General features: G+C 42.8%; 20 protein-coding genes. 15 read left to right on the top strand and 5 right to left on the bottom strand.

Features of this window, described 5'->3' with window-relative positions; translation table 11 throughout:
- Positions 1–6 precede the first annotated feature (6 nt).
- Both ACVA54_RS05455 and rmf read left to right on the top strand, forming a co-directional pair.
- Positions 7–1791 (top strand): DUF3466 family protein, encoded by a 1785-nt coding sequence (locus ACVA54_RS05455; protein ID WP_446649450.1) that lies wholly within the window; start codon positions 7–9, stop codon positions 1789–1791.
- Between the two features lie 170 nt (positions 1792–1961).
- Positions 1962–2135, top strand: coding sequence for a ribosome modulation factor (gene rmf, locus ACVA54_RS05450; protein ID WP_099077961.1), 174 nt, complete (start codon positions 1962–1964; stop codon positions 2133–2135).
- A 236-nt stretch (positions 2136–2371) separates the two neighbouring features.
- Here the strand turns inward: rmf and fabA are convergent, their stop codons facing one another.
- Together fabA and ACVA54_RS05440 are read right to left on the bottom strand one after the other, a co-directional pair.
- A complete protein-coding gene (gene fabA / locus ACVA54_RS05445; RefSeq protein ID WP_010448008.1) occupies positions 2372–2890 on the bottom strand; it encodes a bifunctional 3-hydroxydecanoyl-ACP dehydratase/trans-2-decenoyl-ACP isomerase in 519 nt (172 codons plus the stop codon).
- A 70-nt stretch (positions 2891–2960) separates the two neighbouring features.
- Entirely contained in the window at positions 2961–4601 is a 1641-nt protein-coding gene (locus ACVA54_RS05440) for a S16 family serine protease (protein ID WP_446649449.1), read from the bottom strand.
- 211 nt (positions 4602–4812) lie between these two features.
- Between ACVA54_RS05440 and matP the strand changes: the two genes are divergently transcribed.
- From matP to ACVA54_RS05420, 4 genes are all read left to right on the top strand, one after another.
- Positions 4813–5262, top strand: coding sequence for a macrodomain Ter protein MatP (matP, locus tag ACVA54_RS05435; RefSeq protein WP_099077963.1), 450 nt, complete (start codon positions 4813–4815; stop codon positions 5260–5262).
- An 11-nt stretch (positions 5263–5273) separates the two neighbouring features.
- A complete protein-coding gene (locus ACVA54_RS05430) occupies positions 5274–5585 on the top strand; it encodes a DUF3634 family protein (protein ID WP_099077964.1) in 312 nt (103 codons plus the stop codon).
- Positions 5586–5707: 122 nt separating this feature from the next.
- The gene (locus ACVA54_RS05425; protein WP_119464254.1) at positions 5708–6031 is read left to right on the top strand and encodes a hypothetical protein; all 324 of its coding nucleotides are present in this window, start codon (positions 5708–5710) and stop codon (positions 6029–6031) included.
- 131 nt (positions 6032–6162) lie between these two features.
- Positions 6163–6378: a hypothetical protein gene (locus tag ACVA54_RS05420; protein ID WP_446640648.1), complete on the top strand. Its 216-nt coding sequence runs from the start codon at positions 6163–6165 to the stop codon at positions 6376–6378.
- 817 nt (positions 6379–7195) lie between these two features.
- Here the strand turns inward: ACVA54_RS05420 and ACVA54_RS05415 are convergent.
- The 3 genes from ACVA54_RS05415 to ACVA54_RS05405 form a co-directional block, all read right to left on the bottom strand.
- On the bottom strand, positions 7196–8926 hold the full coding sequence (locus tag ACVA54_RS05415; RefSeq protein WP_446608715.1) for a response regulator: 1731 nt from the start codon (positions 8924–8926) through the stop codon (positions 7196–7198).
- Positions 8916–10103, bottom strand: coding sequence for an FIST signal transduction protein (locus ACVA54_RS05410; RefSeq protein ID WP_446596478.1), 1188 nt, complete (start codon positions 10101–10103; stop codon positions 8916–8918). The genes ACVA54_RS05415 and ACVA54_RS05410 overlap by 11 nt, the downstream gene beginning before the upstream one ends.
- A 112-nt stretch (positions 10104–10215) precedes the next feature.
- Positions 10216–10572, bottom strand: coding sequence for a hypothetical protein (locus ACVA54_RS05405; protein ID WP_446645656.1), 357 nt, complete (start codon positions 10570–10572; stop codon positions 10216–10218).
- 255 nt (positions 10573–10827) lie between these two features.
- Here ACVA54_RS05405 and ccoN point away from each other — a divergent pair, with 255 nt between their 5' ends.
- The 9 genes from ccoN (at position 10828) to ACVA54_RS05360 (ending at position 18678) form a co-directional block, all read left to right on the top strand.
- The gene (gene ccoN / locus ACVA54_RS05400; protein ID WP_172438038.1) at positions 10828–12255 is read left to right on the top strand and encodes a cytochrome-c oxidase, cbb3-type subunit I; all 1428 of its coding nucleotides are present in this window, start codon (positions 10828–10830) and stop codon (positions 12253–12255) included.
- A 12-nt stretch (positions 12256–12267) separates the two neighbouring features.
- Positions 12268–12885, top strand: a complete 618-nt coding sequence (ccoO, locus tag ACVA54_RS05395; protein WP_446640054.1) for a cytochrome-c oxidase, cbb3-type subunit II — start codon at positions 12268–12270, stop codon at positions 12883–12885.
- Between the two features lie 12 nt (positions 12886–12897).
- Entirely contained in the window at positions 12898–13071 is a 174-nt protein-coding gene (locus ACVA54_RS05390; protein ID WP_099077973.1) for a cbb3-type cytochrome oxidase subunit 3, read from the top strand.
- On the top strand, positions 13071–14045 hold the full coding sequence (ccoP, locus tag ACVA54_RS05385; RefSeq protein WP_099077974.1) for a cytochrome-c oxidase, cbb3-type subunit III: 975 nt from the start codon (positions 13071–13073) through the stop codon (positions 14043–14045). Before ACVA54_RS05390 ends, ccoP begins: the two co-directional genes overlap by 1 nt.
- 89 nt (positions 14046–14134) lie before the next feature.
- Positions 14135–14611 carry a FixH family protein gene (locus ACVA54_RS05380; protein ID WP_099077975.1) on the top strand — a complete coding sequence of 159 codons (477 nt, stop codon included), beginning with the start codon at positions 14135–14137 and terminating at the stop codon, positions 14609–14611.
- 4 nt (positions 14612–14615) lie between these two features.
- Positions 14616–16979 (top strand): heavy metal translocating P-type ATPase, encoded by a 2364-nt coding sequence (locus ACVA54_RS05375; RefSeq protein WP_446631632.1) that lies wholly within the window; start codon positions 14616–14618, stop codon positions 16977–16979.
- Positions 16980–16989: 10 nt separating this feature from the next.
- Positions 16990–17154: a cbb3-type cytochrome oxidase assembly protein CcoS gene (gene ccoS, locus ACVA54_RS05370; protein ID WP_446649448.1), complete on the top strand. Its 165-nt coding sequence runs from the start codon at positions 16990–16992 to the stop codon at positions 17152–17154.
- 9 nt (positions 17155–17163) lie between these two features.
- On the top strand, positions 17164–17841 hold the full coding sequence (locus ACVA54_RS05365) for a sulfite exporter TauE/SafE family protein (RefSeq protein ID WP_446579339.1): 678 nt from the start codon (positions 17164–17166) through the stop codon (positions 17839–17841).
- 90 nt (positions 17842–17931) lie between these two features.
- Positions 17932–18678, top strand: coding sequence for an FNR family transcription factor (locus ACVA54_RS05360; RefSeq protein ID WP_099077979.1), 747 nt, complete (start codon positions 17932–17934; stop codon positions 18676–18678).
- Positions 18679–18842 lie beyond the last annotated feature (164 nt).

Below are 18842 nucleotides of genomic sequence, written 5' to 3'. Positions count from 1 at the left end.
AATTCCATGAATTGTAGTAACAAATTCAAATTAACCGCTGTCGCTATGATGGTGGGTACATCGATGAACGCTAATGCAGCATTGTATCAAGTTGTTGAGGTTCAGCCTGATGCAATAGATACAACGGATAAAGCCGTGTTTGGCGTTGCCATTCAAGCCGGTAACGTGTTTGAAGATACCGATCAAACAATGCCTTATAAACTAGGCTGTTTCGATAACGGTGCAGGTTGTAACGAAGATACGTTCGCTTTGGCTGGTGAAACGCGCCCAACAAAACTGTCTGATGGACGCACTCTTCCTTCACTATTAGCTGGTAAATCCATTGACGGCGTGAATTTTAGAGAGGAAGCTCCGTTTGCCTCCGATCCACGTTTCCGCTCATTAGAAGATTATGACGAACTTGAATCGTATTGTTTTTTCAATTTGGGTTATGAGACCTGTGAAAGTTGGGCTTCGAGTGTTTGGGCGCCATTAAATCAAGTTCGTTACACGCTCAATACAGATTCCGTCGCGCTGGCATTTGTTGAAGATCAGACATTTGATAACCAGTATAATAATGTCATTAACGCTTTAGACGAGAATGTGGTTCCCATCGGTAATCAGAGCGTACTAAATACTGAGGCGAATACTCTCTCTGAGAAGTTGAAAACCGGTAATCAAGCGATTGCCCCAGGTGAACAGCCTAAGTTTGAAAAGTTAAATCCTGAAGATACCAGAACCGCTTATGCTCAAGTACGGGCTTGGAGCAGTGATAGTAAAACTGGCTTGATCTCAGGCAGCGTTTCTTACGCACAAAGTAACGATTACGGGAATAATTACGCGTCAAAAGCTGCGATTTGGGATCAAAATGGTAACGTATCTCAGATTAATTGGCCTTCAGGTAAAATTATTGAAGATGATCGTCTAGCACAAGGTAGCCTTCGTGATTTTGTCGTTTCAGAGGCGGGGGATTCAATCTATGCGGTCGGTTTCAATACGTGGGATTCGGATCGTAACTACCTTGATGCTACTGTGTATAAAGGCAAGTTTAGCACTCCCGGTGTTATCGAAACTTTAACATGGGAACCGCCTAAACAAGTTTTGGGCGCAAGATCTGACGATGGTTCTGATTACATATTTACCAACACAGTCATTGAAGCGATCAACAAAAACAAACTTGCTGTAGGCGAATCAAAACTGAATACGCCAGAAAATGGTGCTCAAGCGAACCGTTTATTCGTTATTAAAGATATTGAGTCACCATCAGCGACATATCTTTCTGGTGATATTTTCTTCCCTGGAGCAGGTGGTGAAATCGGTGGGCTAAATAACTACAACGAGATCGTGGGTCAAATAGACGCGGAAAATACCCGTGAAGATGGCGGTAAGGCACGACGTAAGCGTGGCTTCATCAACCCATATGATTTCACAGGCACAGATCCAGATCGTCGAGCTATTTTTGATAACCAAGCATGGCTTCTCGACAACCTGACCAACGATGGTGATGCTACTGGCAACAACAACCAGTTCCGAATTGTCGATGCAACGGATATCAATGACGCAGGCGTTATTTCTGCGACTGCAACGATGTGTGAAGGAGGCTATGACACCACGGCTCACAATTCACTTTGCAAAGGCGGAGAGGCGAATGCAGAGAAAGTGGTGGCAGTTAAGCTAATACCATTAGCAAATAAAACAGCAGAAGACATCGTTAAGCGACCTGTTGAACAAACTGCGGCTGAGCGTCAAGGTGCTGGCCTTGGTCTTTGGGCTTTGACACTAATGGGACTGTTTGGGTTCCGTAGAAAATAGTCAGTAATTTTCAAATCAAGCAGAGGTTCACAGAAATGGACCTCTGCTTTTTTTATACCTTGAGAAAAGCAAAAATCTGATCGATCCTTGTAGTTGGAGTCATAAAAACTCCATTAAAGTTTCACAAAACAGATGTACGTTAGTAAATGGACCTGTATGAGGAATTAACTATGAAGAGACAAAAGCGTGATCGCCTAGAACGAGCTCAATCTCAAGGATACAAGGCTGGTTTGAATGGTAGGTCTCAAGAGGCCTGTCCTTATCAGCAAGTTGACGCTCGGTCGTATTGGTTAGGTGGTTGGCGTGATGCCAGAGATGAAATACAGTCTGGTCTCTACAAATAACTCTCCACATACAATAGAAGGATTCGAAAGGGCTCGTTAAGAGCCTTTTCTGCGTTCATACCCAAGCCACTTCAAGACGAAGGTATGCAGTGACTAGATCTAAAATCATAGTCTTCTCTGCAAGTTAAGCATGGTAATTAGACCAAGTATTTACACGTTCATAACGTATATACAAATGCAAAATAGCAAAAAGGCTCCAATGGAGCCTTTTATAAATATTGACCAGCGTAGGGCAATTAGAAGCTAGATGTATCTTGGAACAAACCCACTTTCAGATCTTTCGCGACGTAAATTTCTTTACCGTCAACACATACGCGACCGTCTGCCAAACCCATAACCAACTTACGATTTACGACGCGCTTCATGTGGATCTCATAAGTGACTTTCTTCGCCGTTGGCAGGATTTGACCCGTAAATTTCACTTCACCAACACCTAGAGCACGGCCTTTACCTTTGCCGCCAACCCAACCAAGGAAGAAACCAACAAGTTGCCACATTGCATCCAGGCCAAGGCAACCAGGCATTACAGGGTCACCAGGGAAGTGGCAGTCAAAGAACCAAAGATCCGGAGTAATATCCAATTCCGCAAGGATCAAGCCTTTACCAAAATCACCTTCCGTTTCTGACATTTTGGTAATACGATCCATCATCAGCATATTTGGCGCAGGCAACTGCGGGTAACCCGGACCAAAAAGCTCGCCTTGGCTAGAGGCTAGAAGATCATCACGGTTATAAGAATCACGTTTGTTTTGCATTATCAATTACTCCAATTTTTGATAGATGCATGTTAGTGAACACGTGTACGCTAAACAACTCCGATCAGTACTAGACAAACCAGTTTTTGATGCGCTCCACAATTCCTTCCGGATGTTCATGTCTTTCAAAGTTTTCAATACGTTCCGCAATCTTACTGATGATGCTGTCGTCTTCACCTCGGAATGGTTTGCTCATCAACAATGGGATAGCTTCATCAACCGTGGATACTGACCAAATATGGAACTCACCATTTTTGATGCTATCGATCACTTCTTTGTGCAGTGCAAGGTGCTTTAGGTTTGTTTTTGGCATAATGACGCCTTGCTCACCCGTAAAGCCTTGATGCTTACAAACTTGGTAAAAACCTTCAATCTTCTCATTCAATCCACCAACGGCTTGAACACGGCCAAATTGGTCAACGGCACCGGTTACGGCTATTTGCTGATTAACCGGGGTTTCCGATAATGCACTAACTAAACAACAAAGTTCGGCAAGAGAGGCACTGTCGCCATCGACTTCGCTGTACGACTGCTCAAAAACAATAGAGGCAGCATAGGGTAGCGGCGCATCAAGATCGAGTGCCGAGCTAACAAACGCTTGCATGATCATCATGCCCTTAGCGTGTAGATTGCCACCCAGCTCAGCTTTGCGCTCAACGTCAGACACGTCACCATCACCAAAGTGAATAACACAAGAAATTCGAGCAGGCTCACCATAAGAGACAGGGTGTCCAGCCATATCAATCACAGTTAAGCCATTGATTTGACCAATTTGTTCGCCTGTCGTTTCGATGATCACCTGACCATCACGGATATCATCCACAGCGCGCTGCGGTAGATAAGATTCGCGATAATATTTGTCATCTATCGCTTTATCGATAGCATCAAAATCAATGGCGTCATTTTGTGTATATTGACTTGCCAGCCCAAGAAGTTGGTTATGCCACAACACGCCAAGAGGCAGGTAATGTTGGTCTTCAGTAAAACGCATACCCGCCAACATCAACCTTTTGAACGCAGTATCATCCAACGGTGGTAGTTGATATTGATTACAAATCCAATGAACGAAACCAATATACTGTTCAAGGTTGTTCTCAGACAGGTGGATATCTTCTTCTACCTCGGTATACATGGTTAAACCGGCAGAAAAATCGTCGTCAACATATTCGATTTCCGCTAGTTGATTGCGGTCGCCGGTAATGATGAGTTTAATATCGTACTGTTTTGCTTCAACTTGTGAGCTAGGAAGGCGACTAGGGGTAATATTTAGTGGATGGAATGGCGCCCCCTGAATTGCAGACTTTATACTTGGCCAATGTGCGGCATTTGCTAAAATCAAATTGGCAGGCACAATCAAATAGCCGCCATCCGCTTGTGAAAGTAGACCAGACTCAATCGATACTTGCCCATCTTTGTTCACGCAAAAGCGGTCGAATAGTGCCTTAGCATCTAAAGACTCGGTGATAATAACTGGCCCAACAGATCCACTTTTGACGGTATCTCGAATAAAGCCTCTATACACAGAGTTGTCAGTACAGTTCACTAATAAAATGCGAGTTAAGCCTTTAATGTTGATAAAACGCGTTATCGTCGCAACCAATCGAGGTTGAAGATCACAGAATGTTTTCGTTGCGATTGATGACGTGGAGCTTAAGAGTGCTTCATACTGTTCAAAAGAGGGGGTGACGTCTTGCCAGTTAAGTTGGTTCATTAAAGTTCATCGTAATTCAATATTGACGCCATTATAGCGAAATGACGAATAACTCCCTAGTCCGAATTTACGTAATGAAAATGGGGCGAATATGACATAGGTTGAAATATCGACAAATCAGTGATCCATATCGATACTTTAATGACTTTTAATTGCTGAATCTGACCAGTTGGGTTACGCTGTCACCAGAAGAGATTTAAGGGTCGAAAGGATGAAATATCAGCAACTTGAAAATTTGGAATGTGGTTGGAAATGGAAATATCTGATCAAAAAGTGGAAAGATGGTGAAGCGATCACGCGACATATAGATACCAGTGAAGCAGATGCGGCAGTTAATGAACTACGTAAGTTAGAACATGAACCAACGCTCGTACTTACTTGGATCGACAACCACATGTCAGAAGCACTTGAGAATAAGCTTAAGCAAGCGATTCGTGCAAAACGAAAGCGTCATTTCAATGCTGAACAAGTTCACACTAAAAAGAAATCCATCGACTTAGATTACCGAGTGTGGGAGAAGCTGTCCAACAGAGCGAACGAGCTTGGTTGTACTTTGTCGGATGCTATCGAATATTTGTTATCTGAAGCATCAAGAAGTGAAAAAGCCAGCCAGAAGGTAACATCGATTAAGGAAGATTTGAGTAAGTTATTATCTAGCTAGGGAGTAACAAAATGCTATATGTAATATTGATTGCTGCAGTTGTTATCTTTTGGCTTATCGCGGTTGATAGGCCCGTTCTCAAAGTGTCTTTTGAAAACGGACGCATGTCTAAAGTGAAAGGCCATCTACCTCCATCTTTTAAACACAATTTGCAAGATATCGCCGAACACGATCCATTTAACGGTGAAATGAAGGTCTATAGTCAACGTACAGGAATGCGATTGGCATTTTCAAAGGACGTGCCTAAAAAGGTTCAGCAAAGAATACGCAATGTCTTTCCTCATCAAGGTTTTAAGACAAACAAAGATAAAAAACGCGCTTAGGTTACATATCCATTACGTAGCACTGTTAAACGGGACGCATAATTGCGTCCCGTTTCTATTTTATATCCGTTAAATCGGTAACCTTGAAATCAAGGTTGATAGTAATAGAGAAAACAAAACCAATGCGCTACGTTGTCACAATTTTAGTGTTTATCTTGTTGAGTGCGGTAAGCTACGCCGATGACGCTGAAACCAATCCATTGGCTAGAAAGATCAAAACAAAACTACAAAAGAGCGTCGATAAAAGGTTTGACGAATACCATGGTTATTGTGATGTCATGATTGAAATGGAACACAAAGGCAAGAAAGCCTGTATAACAAAAGTTAGAGGAAGTGGAGACAGCTCTGTGTGCAAATACGTAAAGTCCAAAATAAAAATAGGAAAGTGTTACCGCTATACCATTCCAGAAAAATACATTCGCTTGCACATTTCGTCGAAAGGATAAAGTGAAGCGACCCTAAGTGACTTTACAACTTAGGATTCAGAGAGCTGTCACTGCAAACGCGTGAATCTTGGCATTAACATCACATTTATTTTACTAAACAAGCAATTTCGTCTTACATTAAGACAGCGGTATTGGAGGATCTAGACCAAATACCAGTGGCACAGCGCAGTGACTACGGGGCAGCATTAGCGCAGGCTAGGGCATATGCAATTTATGATGGGCTAGCAAGAAGCGATATCATTTATAAAAGACACAAGCCATTCTGGTTTGCCAACGTGCAGATATCGGCTGAGGCGCTAAAAGCGATTCGAGCCACCACACCAGGAAAAATGACACTGGCATTTTGATTTTATTACAGTGTCACGTTGTTGACGTAAAGCATTCGGTATGGTTCTTGAGGCTTATGCGTATGGAAGCGAAATGAATTACAAGAAAAGAAATAGTGAATAAAAGATTATTAGCTATCTATGTAGCCTCCGCGATGGTGACTGCAACTGTCTTAAGACTTCCATTACAACATGATTCTTGGGTTGCGAATATACTGGTCAGCTTTTTAGTGTTTACTACTGCGATTTTTGCTTGGCTGTATCACAAGGAAAAATGTATAAAAACTGATGTACGAAACCGTGATGACGATGACAACGTTTAAAACCTGCAACAAGGTTTCATGCCCAGATGAATAACGATTTACACAGCGGACAGGGAGTCGATACCTGGGCATATCGATTGACCTCGACGGACTTCAAACATCATTTTTTCTTAGCATCAAATGAAGCCTAAAGAAAAGCCGAACCTTAGCTGTTGCGATCGGGGATTTGGTCATTTTTCATAGATTGCACAAAACAATCGTCAGAGATAGTACAAGTCACTTGGGTTATAGACATTCACAAAATAAAAATTATAGCTTGGATATCGTGCACTTACAAAAGTCACAATCAAAGTGTTAGCCTTTGTTAACAACCAACTCCTCAGTGCGCATTATATGTGTTATGTTAAATATGATGTACACGTATGCGTATTTATTACCTGGTTAGGCTCCTATCCCTCTCAGATTTAAAAATTAAGGGGTTTCTATGTATACCATTAAACATAATCGCTATTTACCATAAAATACTTAATATAGATCTTAATAATCTATCGATTGTTAAGATCTATATTAATGCGCTACGCGGTTTCAAATAATGACTGAATTGCTTTGTAGATATCTTGTCTACGAACTGGTTTAGAAACGAAACCATCCATTCCTGCTTGCAAACATGTGTTCTTGTCGCTTTCTGATGCATGAGCTGTAAGCGCTACAATGGGAATTTCAATTCCTTTATTTCGGATTAATCTTGTTGCTGTTATACCATCCATCACCGGCATCGAAATATCCATTAAAATCATATCGATACTTTGACTGTTCTCATCTAAGAGCTCTATGGCCTTCGCTCCATGATTCGCAATGTAAACATGATGGCCTAGCTTATTAAGTATTAATTTGATGACGAGTTGGTTTGATTCGGTATCTTCAACAATGAGAATATTCTTTGTTTTTGATGGTCTATTTGTTTCGAATTTGACTGGGAACTTTTGGTTATTACGCGTTAATACCGGGATTCGAATTTTAAAATGTGACCCAACATTTTCCGTACTCTCTACACTGATCGTGCCACGCATCATTTCAACCAAATGTTTTGTAATGGCGAGCCCAAGCCCAGAACCACCAAATCGACGTGTGATTGAGTTGTCAGCTTGGTGAAATGCAAAAAAGACATGTTCTAACTTTGACTGTGAAATACCTATCCCTGTATCAGTAACTGAGATCAACAGTTCACCACCGGCTTGCGCTACTGATACACCGACATGTCCACGGTCCGTAAACTTAATTGCATTTCCAATTAAGTTAAATAAAACCTGAGACACTCGTGTTGAATCAATCCAATACTGAGTGTTGTTATCTAGATTACAACTTATCTTAAAATTCAGACCCTTACTTTTAGCCACTTGTTCTTGTTGTGAAATGACGAACGTGACAGTGTCACTAAGATTTGTCCATTGCTCGCTGAGTTGGAAACTGCCCGTTTCGATTTTGGATAAATCAAGAAGGTCACTTATGATTGCTAGTAACAGTTCTGCAGAGCACTCCATCTGATCTAACACTTTGGATTGGTCATTACGTAGCGTTGATTGCTTTAAGACATCTAACATGCCTAATACTGAATTTAGTGGCGTGCGTATTTCATGGCTCATCATGGCTAAGAATTCAGATTTAGAATGGTTAGCTTTCTCAGCTTCTTCTCGTGCTTTCGCTAACTCCGATGTTCTAATATCAACAATACGTTGTAACTTTTCTTTGGTTTCGATGTCGATAACCGCTCTTTCAATCAATGGGCTAAATCGTTGCAGGGTTTCTTTGTGTTCGAGGCTGAAATGCCCTTTTTGTCCCCCAATAAGCAGGATAATATTTTGAGTAACTTCTGAACAAATGCCCGTCAATATCACCGAATTTACATGATTTTGAATAAAGCGATTGAAATGACTCAACTCCATTAATTTCAATGGTTCAAACACCAAAATGCAGTCTCCATTGATCACCCTATTAAACGTGTTACCCTGTAACCAACTTACGTCTTCAAAAACACTATTCGTCGAGATAAGCGTGACAAAATCTTGTCTACTTTCTTCACGCGTTATGACAACAAAATCATCGAAGTTAATATATTTTTTAAGGATCGTAATTAGGCCTGTGAATATCTCGTTTCGGTTTCGAGCTTCACTCATCGCAGAGATGGCTGATAGGATCGCTCGGTTTTCATCTGCGAGCTGTTTTTCTCGTTGCCTTGTGTGCTTGAGTTCGGCTAATGCCTCTTGCAACGCTTCTTGTTGAAATATTTCTGAGTGTTTATTTTTCATAAGGTTTGTGGAAAATAGCTGATGAAATCATCAAGTTTCCATGTCCATGTTCACCACCTATGAATCGCCCCTGCTCACCAAAGGTGAATGGACATATAAATGGTAGATTGTCGAGTTCTTGGTTAATTTGATCACAAACAGCATTTATGTCTTGTTTTAAGTGCAACATAGATCCAGCACAAAAGATATTAATCACGCCTATTTTTTGCGAATCTTCCAACTTTTGATTAAATGCGCTGCTAACCACCCTCGCCGCTCTGGCAATCAGTTGCTCACGGCTTCCTTGCATCAGGGTGAGCGCCTCTCCCTCATTGACAGCGGAAAATAGTTCAATTCCACCATCATCGGTTTCTCTTACTGGATGGGAGAGTTTGTAGTATGGTCGACCATATAAATTCCCCGCGACACGTCCTAATGGATACGCACTGGTGTTAGTAAAGAGGAAGCTATCTCTTGCTAAATGCTGTTCGTGATATTTGGTCCATTTACGATAGACCCCAAGCGCGGGTTGGTGATCAATTTCTAGTATGCAGCGACCTTGTGTTTTAGTCGCGATACCGCCCAACTCTGTCGGTGAATGACCAGCGCTAAAAGCAATCGCAGCCGGTTGAGATGAGTAAAATAACGTTAAGCTGACCCCGCTTTGTTCATAGGTTTGAGTGGTCATAATTGACCAGTTTCCCTCAATATGATTATCGGCAGCAGAGCCCCCTATGATGGGGACTAAAGTGCCAAATCGGTTATCTATGTACTCGATGATCTCTTCTTCTTTGCCAGGAGTCGAGTGCAACAGAATCAGATTAGGGACTTCGCCGGGACATTCCGCATGGTGTAACGCCATGTTCAATGCCTTATTTACACTTGCTTTTATACTCGTGTTATAAGTCGCGATTCCAGTACCGTAGGCGTACTGTCCCGAGTCAAAAATCGCTAAAGCCGCGATCACTGGCCCCTTATGATACCCACTATTGGTCATGATTGCCTGGCACGAACTGGCGCCGTGAAAAGAGATATCGGGAAAGTACTTTAGAATTGCCTCATGAATAGCTGTAAAGTCATACTCCTCAGTATAGTAGCAGATGAGATGACATAAATTGGCCGCATTAAGCTCTGAGTGAATTTTTGCTATCGCTAAATGTTCGTCTGTTATATAGGTAAATGTGGTTTGGCAGTGCATACGCGTTTATTATTTTTTCTACTTTACTGTTATACCACTGTTATAATTTACTGCTACCTAAGAACGTATTAATTGTGCATAAAATCCACAATTAATACGGGGCAGATCTGATTTATAATTGTACTTCGATGATATTTTTGCTTGATTTGAAATGAATCACTCTTTCTTTCGAAATATCACTCCAGGCAACATTGTGATGGTTATCATCAATAACAATAAACTCACCGGATTGATTTAGATCAACTTTCACACTGTCACTTTCTGAGCTTTCGATCGAAAATCCGTCAGTAGCTTTGTTTATTATGATTTTTTCAAGTCCAATTGTTACATCACATCGCTGTTTTTGTGAACAATCCACAATGCTGCTTGCTTCATAAGTAAAGGTGCGCCAGAAAAAGGCACCAACTAAAAGACTGAGCATGATTAAGATTTGTGCAAGTCGCGCCTTTGTTAACTTTTGTGCAGGCATAATTCCTAATATCCTTGTTACAAACTTCAAACTTTTTAAATAAAACTTGAATTCCAGAGGCTTAGTAAGGTTACTACTCTGTCATTGAATTGTTAATTCAAGTATAGTGCCTGGCTGAAAATGCCACTTTTTATTAAAGTCAGCAATAGAAAAAAGTTATCATAACACTTTAATTCTTGAGTTTACTTGGGTGGTGTTACGACGAAAGTCGTGTTGGAAGTGAAGTGTAGTTAATTAGAAATTGGAAGCATGCAAATGAGCCAAGTAAAGCAGCTTGAACAAAACTACAACTATACAGTCGTTCGCCAATTTACCCTCGTGACCATTTTATGGGGCATAGTTGGTATGGCTGTTGGTGTTTTGATTGCCGCTCAATTAGTTTGGCCACAGCTAAACTTTGATACGCCGTGGTTGACGTACAGTCGTTTACGTCCGCTGCATACTAATGCGGTAATTTTTGCGTTTGGTACAAGTGCTCTGTTCGCAACATCTTATTATGTTGTTCAGCGTACCTGTCAAACGCGTCTTTTTGGTGGCCCACTCGTTGCCTTCACCTTTTGGGGTTGGCAAGCAATCATCCTTGCTGCAGCAATCACCTTACCTTTAGGTATTACCTCTGGTAAGGAATATGCTGAGTTGGAATGGCCAATTGATATCGCTATTGCGATTGTATGGGTATCTTACGCGGTGGTGTTCTTTGGAACACTCGTTAAGCGTAATACTTCTCACATTTATGTGGCTAACTGGTTCTTCGGTGCCTTTATCATTACAGTAGCAATACTTCATATCGTGAACAGTATGGCAATTCCTGTCTCTCTCGGTAAATCATACTCGATTTATGCCGGTGCAGTGGATGCTATGGTTCAATGGTGGTATGGGCACAATGCGGTAGGTTTCCTACTGACCGCTGGTTTCCTAGGTATGATGTATTACTTTGTTCCTAAACAAGCTGAACGCCCTGTTTATTCTTACCGTTTATCTATCGTTCACTTCTGGGCACTGGTTTCTCTGTACATTTGGGCTGGTCCTCACCACCTACACTATACCGCGTTACCTGACTGGACTCAGTCTCTAGGCATGGTGATGTCTTTGGTTCTATTCGCTCCGTCCTGGGGTGGTATGATCAACGGTATTATGACGCTGTCTGGCGCATGGCATAAGCTTCGCTACGACCCTATTCTACGTTTCCTAATTGTTTCGTTGTCTTTCTACGGTATGTCTACGTTTGAAGGGCCAATGATGTCAATCAAGACGGTAAATGCCCTTTCTCACTATACGGATTGGACCATTGGTCACGTTCACTCTGGTGCGTTAGGTTGGGTTGCTATGGTTTCTATTGGTTCTGTGTATCACCTAGTTCCTCGTCTATTTGGCCAAGAGCGCATGTACTCTGTTAGTTTGATCAATGTGCATTTCTGGTTAGCAACGATCGGTACGGTTCTCTACATTGTTGCGATGTGGATTTCCGGTGTGATGCAAGGCCTAATGTGGCGAGCTGTGAACTCTGACGGGACATTGACTTACAGCTTTGTCGAGTCAGTAGAAGCGTCTTACCCATTCTATTTCGTACGTTTCCTAGGCGGTTTCATCTTCTTGTTAGGTATGTTCCTGATGGCATACAACACGTACAAGACGGTAACTGCGACTAAAGAAAGCTTAAAAGCTATCCCTCAACCGGCATAAGGAGATTAAAGAATGAGTAATAATTCGAATAATCGCCACGAAATCTTTGAACGCAATGTCGGCTTGCTGGCTATTTTCATCGTTTTTGCCATCAGTTGGGGTGCGCTTGTTGAAATCACACCTCTGATTTTTCAAAAGCAAACGACTGAGCCCGTTGAAAACCTACGTGCTTATACCGCTCTGGAAATGGAAGGTCGTGATGTTTACATCCGTGAAGGGTGTAGCGTTTGTCACAGTCAGATGATCCGTCCATTCCGTTCCGAAACTGAACGTTATGGCCACTATTCTGTCGCTGGTGAAAGCGTATGGGAGCACCCATTCCTATGGGGTTCTAAGCGTACTGGTCCTGATTTGGCTCGCGTTGGTGGACGTTACTCTGACGAGTGGCATCGCGTTCACTTAATTGACCCACGCGAACTCGTGCCAGAGTCAAACATGCCTGGTTTTCCATGGCTAGAAGAGAATGGACTAGACGGTAAGCTGACGCAGAAGAAACTAGAAGTGTTCCGCAACCAGTTCGGTGTTCCATACACAGATGAACAAATTGCGAATGCGGCTAAAGATGTCGAAGGTAAAACAGAGATGGATGCAATCATCGCTTACCTTCAGTCTCTTGGTCATGCAATGTAGTAAGGAGGTCATATGGATTTCGGTACAATTCATAGTATTTATACCGTTGTGCTCTTCGCTAGTTTTATGGGCATCGTATGGTGGGCATTCAGTAAGAAACGCAAAGCGCGCTTCGAAGAAGATGCTAACTTGGTGTTTGCTGACGAAGAACAAACGACCTCAAATAACCAAGGAGTGAAGAAGTAATGACTACATTCTGGAGTCTCTGGATTATCGTGATTACTGTCGGTACGCTAGTAGGCTGTGCGATCCTCTTGACTTGGTGCGCTAAAGATAAAATGGGCGTCGAGGAAGGGGAAGACATGGGCCACGAGTACGATGGTATTCGCGAGCTTAATAATCCACTGCCTAAGTGGTGGACTTACCTATTTGTGAGCACTTTCGTGTTTGCAGCTATCTATCTGACCCTATTCCCAGGACTAGGCAACTTTAAAGGTGTCCTAAACTGGCAAAGTTCAGATCAAACTGTTCGTACGTTGGAAGAGTCAAAAGAAGCCATCGCGCGCGCGCAAGAAAACAAACAACTAAACCAGTATGCGAAAGAGCTGGATGATGCTGATGCATATTTTGGCGAAGCATTCCGCAAACTTGCACATAATACTGACGGTCTGCGCCCTATTCCTGAAATTGCGCAAGATCCAGAAGCAATCAAAGTTGGTCAGCGTTTGTTCTTACAGAACTGTTCTCAGTGTCACGGTTCTGATGCTCGTGGTCAAAAAGGTTTCCCTAATTTAACCGATGATGCATGGCTATATGGTGGTGAACCTGCAGCGATTGTTACTACGGTAATGGAAGGTCGAATCGGTCAAATGCCGGGTTGGAAAGATGCACTTGGCGAACAAGGTGTTCAAGAAGTCGTAAGCTACACGCTTAGTCTTTCTGGCCGTAAAGTTAACGCACGTGAAGCTGCTGCCGGCAAAGCCCGCTTCGTCGTATGTGCGGCGTGTCACGGTACTGACGGTAAGGGTAACCCTGCTGTTGGTGCGCCGGATCTGACTGACCAATATTGGTTATTCGGCGACTCTCGCGCAGACGTTACTGAAACGGTAATGAACGGTCGTTCCGGTGTAATGCCAGCTTGGAAGGACATTCTAGGTGAAGACAAGGTTCAGCTGGTTTCGGCTTACGTCTGGAGCCTAAGCAACTCTGATAATAAGTAACATTTCAATAACGGCCCCTTTTATAGGGGCTGTCTTTCCTTTAAATTTAAAGCCTTACAATTTTTCATTTAGCTGTTGAGAACATTTTTATGGTAAAGCCTTGGTATAAACAATTCTGGCCGTGGTTCCTGATCATCCTTCCTCTTACTGTCATTGTATGGACAATCGTCACCGTTGTCGTTTTCGCTAGCAACTCGGTATCGTTGGTCGCTGAGGATTACTATAAAAAAGGTAAAGGCATCAATATCGACATCAGTAAAATGAACGTTGCTCGTGATCTTGGTCTCAACGCGACGGTTTCTTCTGGTGATGACACCATTGTTATTAGCTTGGTTAAAGGCAAGTTGCCTCACTTCCCCGCATTGATGGCGACATTTACACACCGCACTCTGCCAGATCGTGATTTCACCAAGCTATTGACGGCAGATGCAAAAGGCAATTATCGTCTAGCTGCGGATGAGTCGATCCAAGGCCCTTGGTTCGTCGAGCTTCAACCCCACAACAAGGAATGGATGATTCAAGGTCGAGTCGAGTTCCCAGCATCACCAACGCCATTAATGAAGTAAGTCTATGTGTAAATCCTGTTATCACTGTGGTGACGATGTACCAGCCAACACGGATTTCAAAGTAGAGATATTAGATGAAATTCGCGATATGTGCTGCCCAGGTTGTGAAACTGTGGCACAAACCATTATCGACAGTGGCCTTGTCTCCTACTACCAATACCGAACGGCTCCAGCTGAAAAGGCTGATTTAGTGCCTGAGCAACTTCAAGCTTTGGTTCACTATGACAACGAAGAGGTCCAATCAGAGTTCGTGCGTAACCATGAAAATATCTCTGAGGTCACCCTTTCTTTAGACGGTGTTTCCTGTGCCGCTTGTGCTTGGTTAATTGAGAAACAAGTCTCAAATGCAAAAGGCTTAGTATCTATTCGTGTCAACACGACCACTAACCGTGCACTTCTTGCATGGGACAAAACACAAGTTCGCTTAAGTGAGTTGCTTTCAGTTATTCATAAGTTGGGTTATAAAGCGGCTCCGTTTGAAGCAGATAAACAAGAAGCTTCTTATCATCGCACGATGAAACAATACCTTTATCGCTTGGGTATCGCAGGCCTGGCGACGATGCAGGTAATGATGTTGGCTGTCGCTCTGTATCTCGAGGTCTTTGGTGACCTAGAGCCTGAATTCAAAAACTATTTCCGTTGGGTAAGTTTGATCTTTGCCACTCCTGTGCTCCTTTATTCCGCACTGCCATTCTATCTTAATGCTTGGCGAAGCATTCGAGGTCGAACGTTGGGCATGGACGTACCGGTCTCTATAGCATTGATCTTCGCCTACGTGGCAAGTTTAGTTGCGACCGCAACAGAACAAGGAGAGGTATTCTTTGAGTCCATTTCGATGTTTACCTTCTTTTTGTTGGTTGGCCGCTTTCTGGAGATGCGCGCTCGAAGAAAAGCCGCTGCGGCAAGTGGAAATCTGTTGAAACTCATTCCAGCAATTGCAACCACTCTCGAAGGCGAGCAAATTCCAGTTAAGACTCTAAAGGTCGGCGACCGCATTCGTGTCCTTCCTGGTGAGCATATTCCTGCAGACGGAAAAGTCATTTCTGGGCGGATCCACATTGATGAATCTATGCTTACAGGTGAATCTGTTCATGTCGTAAAAAAAGCTGGCGATGCTGTCTATGCCGGCACACTAAATGGCGAAGAATCTTTTGAGCTTGAAGTCACCAACTCAAAAGCGGATTCGATGATTTCTAATATCGTACGCCTGCAAGACGAAGCACAACACTCCAAGCCTAAGATCGCCGAGATTGCGGATATAGTAGCGCGTTACTTTGTTGGTGTGATTCTGTTTATCTCTGCAGGAACGTGGTTCTACTGGCATCAAACCAAGCCAGATGATGCATTCTGGATCATGCTTTCTGTTTTGGTTGCAACTTGTCCATGTGCGCTATCGTTGGCAACACCAACGGCTCTAACCTGTGCCACTTCTCGCATGGGGAATTTTGGTATCCTACTGCGTAAAGGACATGTATTCGAAACGCTTTGTAAGATCAATCACCTTGTGGTGGATAAAACTGGCACTTTGACCAAAGGGGACATCGAAATCAGCGAGACTAAAACGTTTGGCGTGCTCACCGATAGAGATAGTCTTGCGATTGCAGCAGCGCTTGAAGCCCACGCTAACCACCCTATTGCTCGCGCCTTTTCTAGCTTTGGAAAACAGGATGTGGCTGTAACTGACGTTCAAAATATCATCGGCTCAGGCATTCAAGGCGCTTGGGGAAATAAAACCGTAAAGATTGGTAGTGCCGCATTTGTGCTCGGTGAAGCCAGAGATGAAAGTAATGCCGTTTACTTATCGGTAAATGATAGCCATGTGTCTACATTCTATTATCGTGACCCAATCCGTAAAGAAAGCCGAGCGTTTATCCAACGTTTCGCAGATGCGGGTATTAAAACCACATTGCTGACTGGTGATTCACGGCAAAATGCACAACCGGTTGCGAACGAAGTCGGTATTGATCATGTAATCGCCTCTGCAAAACCGGAAGACAAACTCGCATACCTTAAGAGTCTAGATCAAAACGACATCACGATGATGGTCGGGGACGGTATTAACGATGCGCCTACATTGGCGGGTGCCCACCTTTCAGTTGCAATGGGTAGTGGAACCGATGTAGCGAAAGCTTCTGCTGATATGACGCTTCTTGGCGACAATTTGGAAAAGTTATTGGAAGCCAGATTGCTTGCGATACGTACAAGAAAGATAATTCGAGAAAACTTAGCTTGGTCTTTGGGTTACAACCTGTTAATTTTGCCGCTGGCAGTCGCAGGTCTCGTCGCACCGTATGTTGCTGTAGTTGGCATGTCTGCGAGCTCTATAGTTGTAGTTTCGAACTCTTTGAGACTGCTTAAAGAAAAGTAAGAGAGCTAACATGGAAAGTCTTTACATATTAATCCCTATCGCCATTGTATTGGTTTGTGTAGCTGCCGCCGTATTTCTTTGGGCCGTTCGTAGCGATCAGTTCGAAGACCTTGAGCGGCAAGGTCACAACATCCTATTGGGTGAAGTAGAAAAAACACATAACAAAAAATCCTAGCCTTATTATATGAGTCCAGACTTTATTGGAGCTTTTATGATCGGTCTCGTTGGGGCTGGTCATTGTATCGGGATGTGCGGTGGTATCGCATCGCTTCTCTCCATGAGCACACCAAACCACACGCCATCCTCATTAATTCCGCTCTTTTATAATGTGGGGCGCCTCTTGAGTTATGCCGTTATTGGTACGCTCGTGGGTGGCATGGTTTCCGGTCTTTCTGAGCTTAGTGGGTTGACTCAGCCTTTAGCTTGGCTTCGTTTTATCGCTGCGATGTTTATGATTTTGGTCGCTCTGTATATTGCTAAATGGTGGCAAGGCCTACTGTTAATAGAAAAAGTTGGTCAATATATTTGGAAGTATATCTCTCCCGTAGGTAAGAAATTATTGCCATTAAAGCGCCCTATTCATGCACTATCATTTGGCTTTATTTGGGGTTGGTTACCTTGTGGTTTAGTGTATTCTGCGTTGACTTGGTCAGCGGTGTCCGGTGGCGCAATGAATGGCGGTTTAATTATGTTAGCCTTTGGCCTAGGCACACTCCCATCAATGCTAACCGTTGGTTATGGCGCAACTCAATTCAAAAAGCTTCAAAAGTCTGTAATATTTAGAAATATTTCAGCCTTAATCTTAATCACTTATGGTCTATATACCGCAATCGGTGCGATGGTAATGCTTGGTTTCAGCTAATCTTGAAGTCATTCTCATCAATATTTTTGCTACCCTTTATGCTTAAGCAGTGATAAAATATTGATGTATATCAAATAGTGAAAGGTTGTTATGATTTCTGAAAAGCCTGCAACAAAGCGCATCCAATCAGGCGGTTGCGCGATTCATTGCCAAGATTGTAGCATTAGCCAGTTGTGTATTCCGTTCACACTGAATGAGTCTGAACTTGATCAGTTGGATCAAATCATCGAGCGAAAAAAGCCTATCCAAAAAGGGCAAGAACTTTTCAAAGCGGGTGATGAGCTTAAATCGCTGTACGCGATTCGCTCCGGAACGATTAAGAGCTACACGATTACTGAGCAAGGCGATGAACAGATCACAGCATTTCACTTAGCGGGAGATCTAGTCGGTTTTGATGCAATTACCGGTGATTGTCACCCTAGTTTTGCTCAAGCACTAGAAACTTCTATGGTGTGTGAGATCCCATACGAGATCCTTGATGACTTATCAGGAAAGATGCCTAAGCTTCGTCAACAAATCATGCGTCTGATGAGCAATGAGATTAAAGGAGATCAAGAAATGATTCTGCTCCTTTCCAAAAAGAATGCGGAAGAACGCTTGGCGGCTTTCTTGTACAACCTATCAACGCGTTTCTCGCAACGTGGCTTTAGTCCTAGAGAGTTTCGTTTGACCATGACACGTGGTGACATTGGTAACTATCTTGGTCTAACCGTTGAAACCATTAGCCGACTACTTGGGCGCTTCCAGAAATCTGAAATTCTGAGCGTGAAGGGTAAGTACATCACCATATTAGATCATGATGCATTGATGGAACTTGCTGGTGTAAGTAAAAATTAAATTTTCCTATCAATTGATGTAGCTCGTAAATGAGCTACATCATATTTCTTCCAAAATCCCTTAAAAATTCCTCTATATATCACTTAAACTGAGCTACATTAAAAATGTACCTTGTGTACTCCAATATACTGATTTATCTTATTTTCAGTAATTGGTTCTACAAC

It is taken from the genome of Vibrio sp. PNB23_22_6, from assembly GCF_052877535.1.
The sequence above is the reverse complement of the archived record's forward strand: the minus strand, read 5'-3'. Positions and strand labels throughout refer to the sequence as shown.

What these genes read in the sequence shown, in the direction of transcription:
- ACVA54_RS05455 (WP_446649450.1), top strand. Translation starts at nt 7, where the DNA reads ATGAATTGTAGTAACAAATTCAAATTAACCGCTGTCGCTATGATGGTG.
- rmf (WP_099077961.1), top strand. Translation starts at nt 1,962, where the DNA reads ATGAAGAGACAAAAGCGTGATCGCCTAGAACGAGCTCAATCTCAAGGA.
- fabA (WP_010448008.1), bottom strand. Translation starts at nt 2,890, where the DNA reads ATGCAAAACAAACGTGATTCTTATAACCGTGATGATCTTCTAGCCTCT.
- ACVA54_RS05440 (WP_446649449.1), bottom strand. Translation starts at nt 4,601, where the DNA reads ATGAACCAACTTAACTGGCAAGACGTCACCCCCTCTTTTGAACAGTAT.
- matP (WP_099077963.1), top strand. Translation starts at nt 4,813, where the DNA reads ATGAAATATCAGCAACTTGAAAATTTGGAATGTGGTTGGAAATGGAAA.
- ACVA54_RS05430 (WP_099077964.1), top strand. Translation starts at nt 5,274, where the DNA reads ATGCTATATGTAATATTGATTGCTGCAGTTGTTATCTTTTGGCTTATC.
- ACVA54_RS05425 (WP_119464254.1), top strand. Translation starts at nt 5,708, where the DNA reads ATGCGCTACGTTGTCACAATTTTAGTGTTTATCTTGTTGAGTGCGGTA.
- ACVA54_RS05415 (WP_446608715.1), bottom strand. Translation starts at nt 8,926, where the DNA reads ATGAAAAATAAACACTCAGAAATATTTCAACAAGAAGCGTTGCAAGAG.
- ACVA54_RS05410 (WP_446596478.1), bottom strand. Translation starts at nt 10,103, where the DNA reads ATGCACTGCCAAACCACATTTACCTATATAACAGACGAACATTTAGCG.
- ACVA54_RS05405 (WP_446645656.1), bottom strand. Translation starts at nt 10,572, where the DNA reads ATGCCTGCACAAAAGTTAACAAAGGCGCGACTTGCACAAATCTTAATC.
- ccoN (WP_172438038.1), top strand. Translation starts at nt 10,828, where the DNA reads ATGAGCCAAGTAAAGCAGCTTGAACAAAACTACAACTATACAGTCGTT.
- ccoO (WP_446640054.1), top strand. Translation starts at nt 12,268, where the DNA reads ATGAGTAATAATTCGAATAATCGCCACGAAATCTTTGAACGCAATGTC.
- ACVA54_RS05390 (WP_099077973.1), top strand. Translation starts at nt 12,898, where the DNA reads ATGGATTTCGGTACAATTCATAGTATTTATACCGTTGTGCTCTTCGCT.
- ccoP (WP_099077974.1), top strand. Translation starts at nt 13,071, where the DNA reads ATGACTACATTCTGGAGTCTCTGGATTATCGTGATTACTGTCGGTACG.
- ACVA54_RS05380 (WP_099077975.1), top strand. Translation starts at nt 14,135, where the DNA reads ATGGTAAAGCCTTGGTATAAACAATTCTGGCCGTGGTTCCTGATCATC.
- ACVA54_RS05375 (WP_446631632.1), top strand. Translation starts at nt 14,616, where the DNA reads ATGTGTAAATCCTGTTATCACTGTGGTGACGATGTACCAGCCAACACG.
- ccoS (WP_446649448.1), top strand. Translation starts at nt 16,990, where the DNA reads ATGGAAAGTCTTTACATATTAATCCCTATCGCCATTGTATTGGTTTGT.
- ACVA54_RS05365 (WP_446579339.1), top strand. Translation starts at nt 17,164, where the DNA reads ATGAGTCCAGACTTTATTGGAGCTTTTATGATCGGTCTCGTTGGGGCT.
- ACVA54_RS05360 (WP_099077979.1), top strand. Translation starts at nt 17,932, where the DNA reads ATGATTTCTGAAAAGCCTGCAACAAAGCGCATCCAATCAGGCGGTTGC.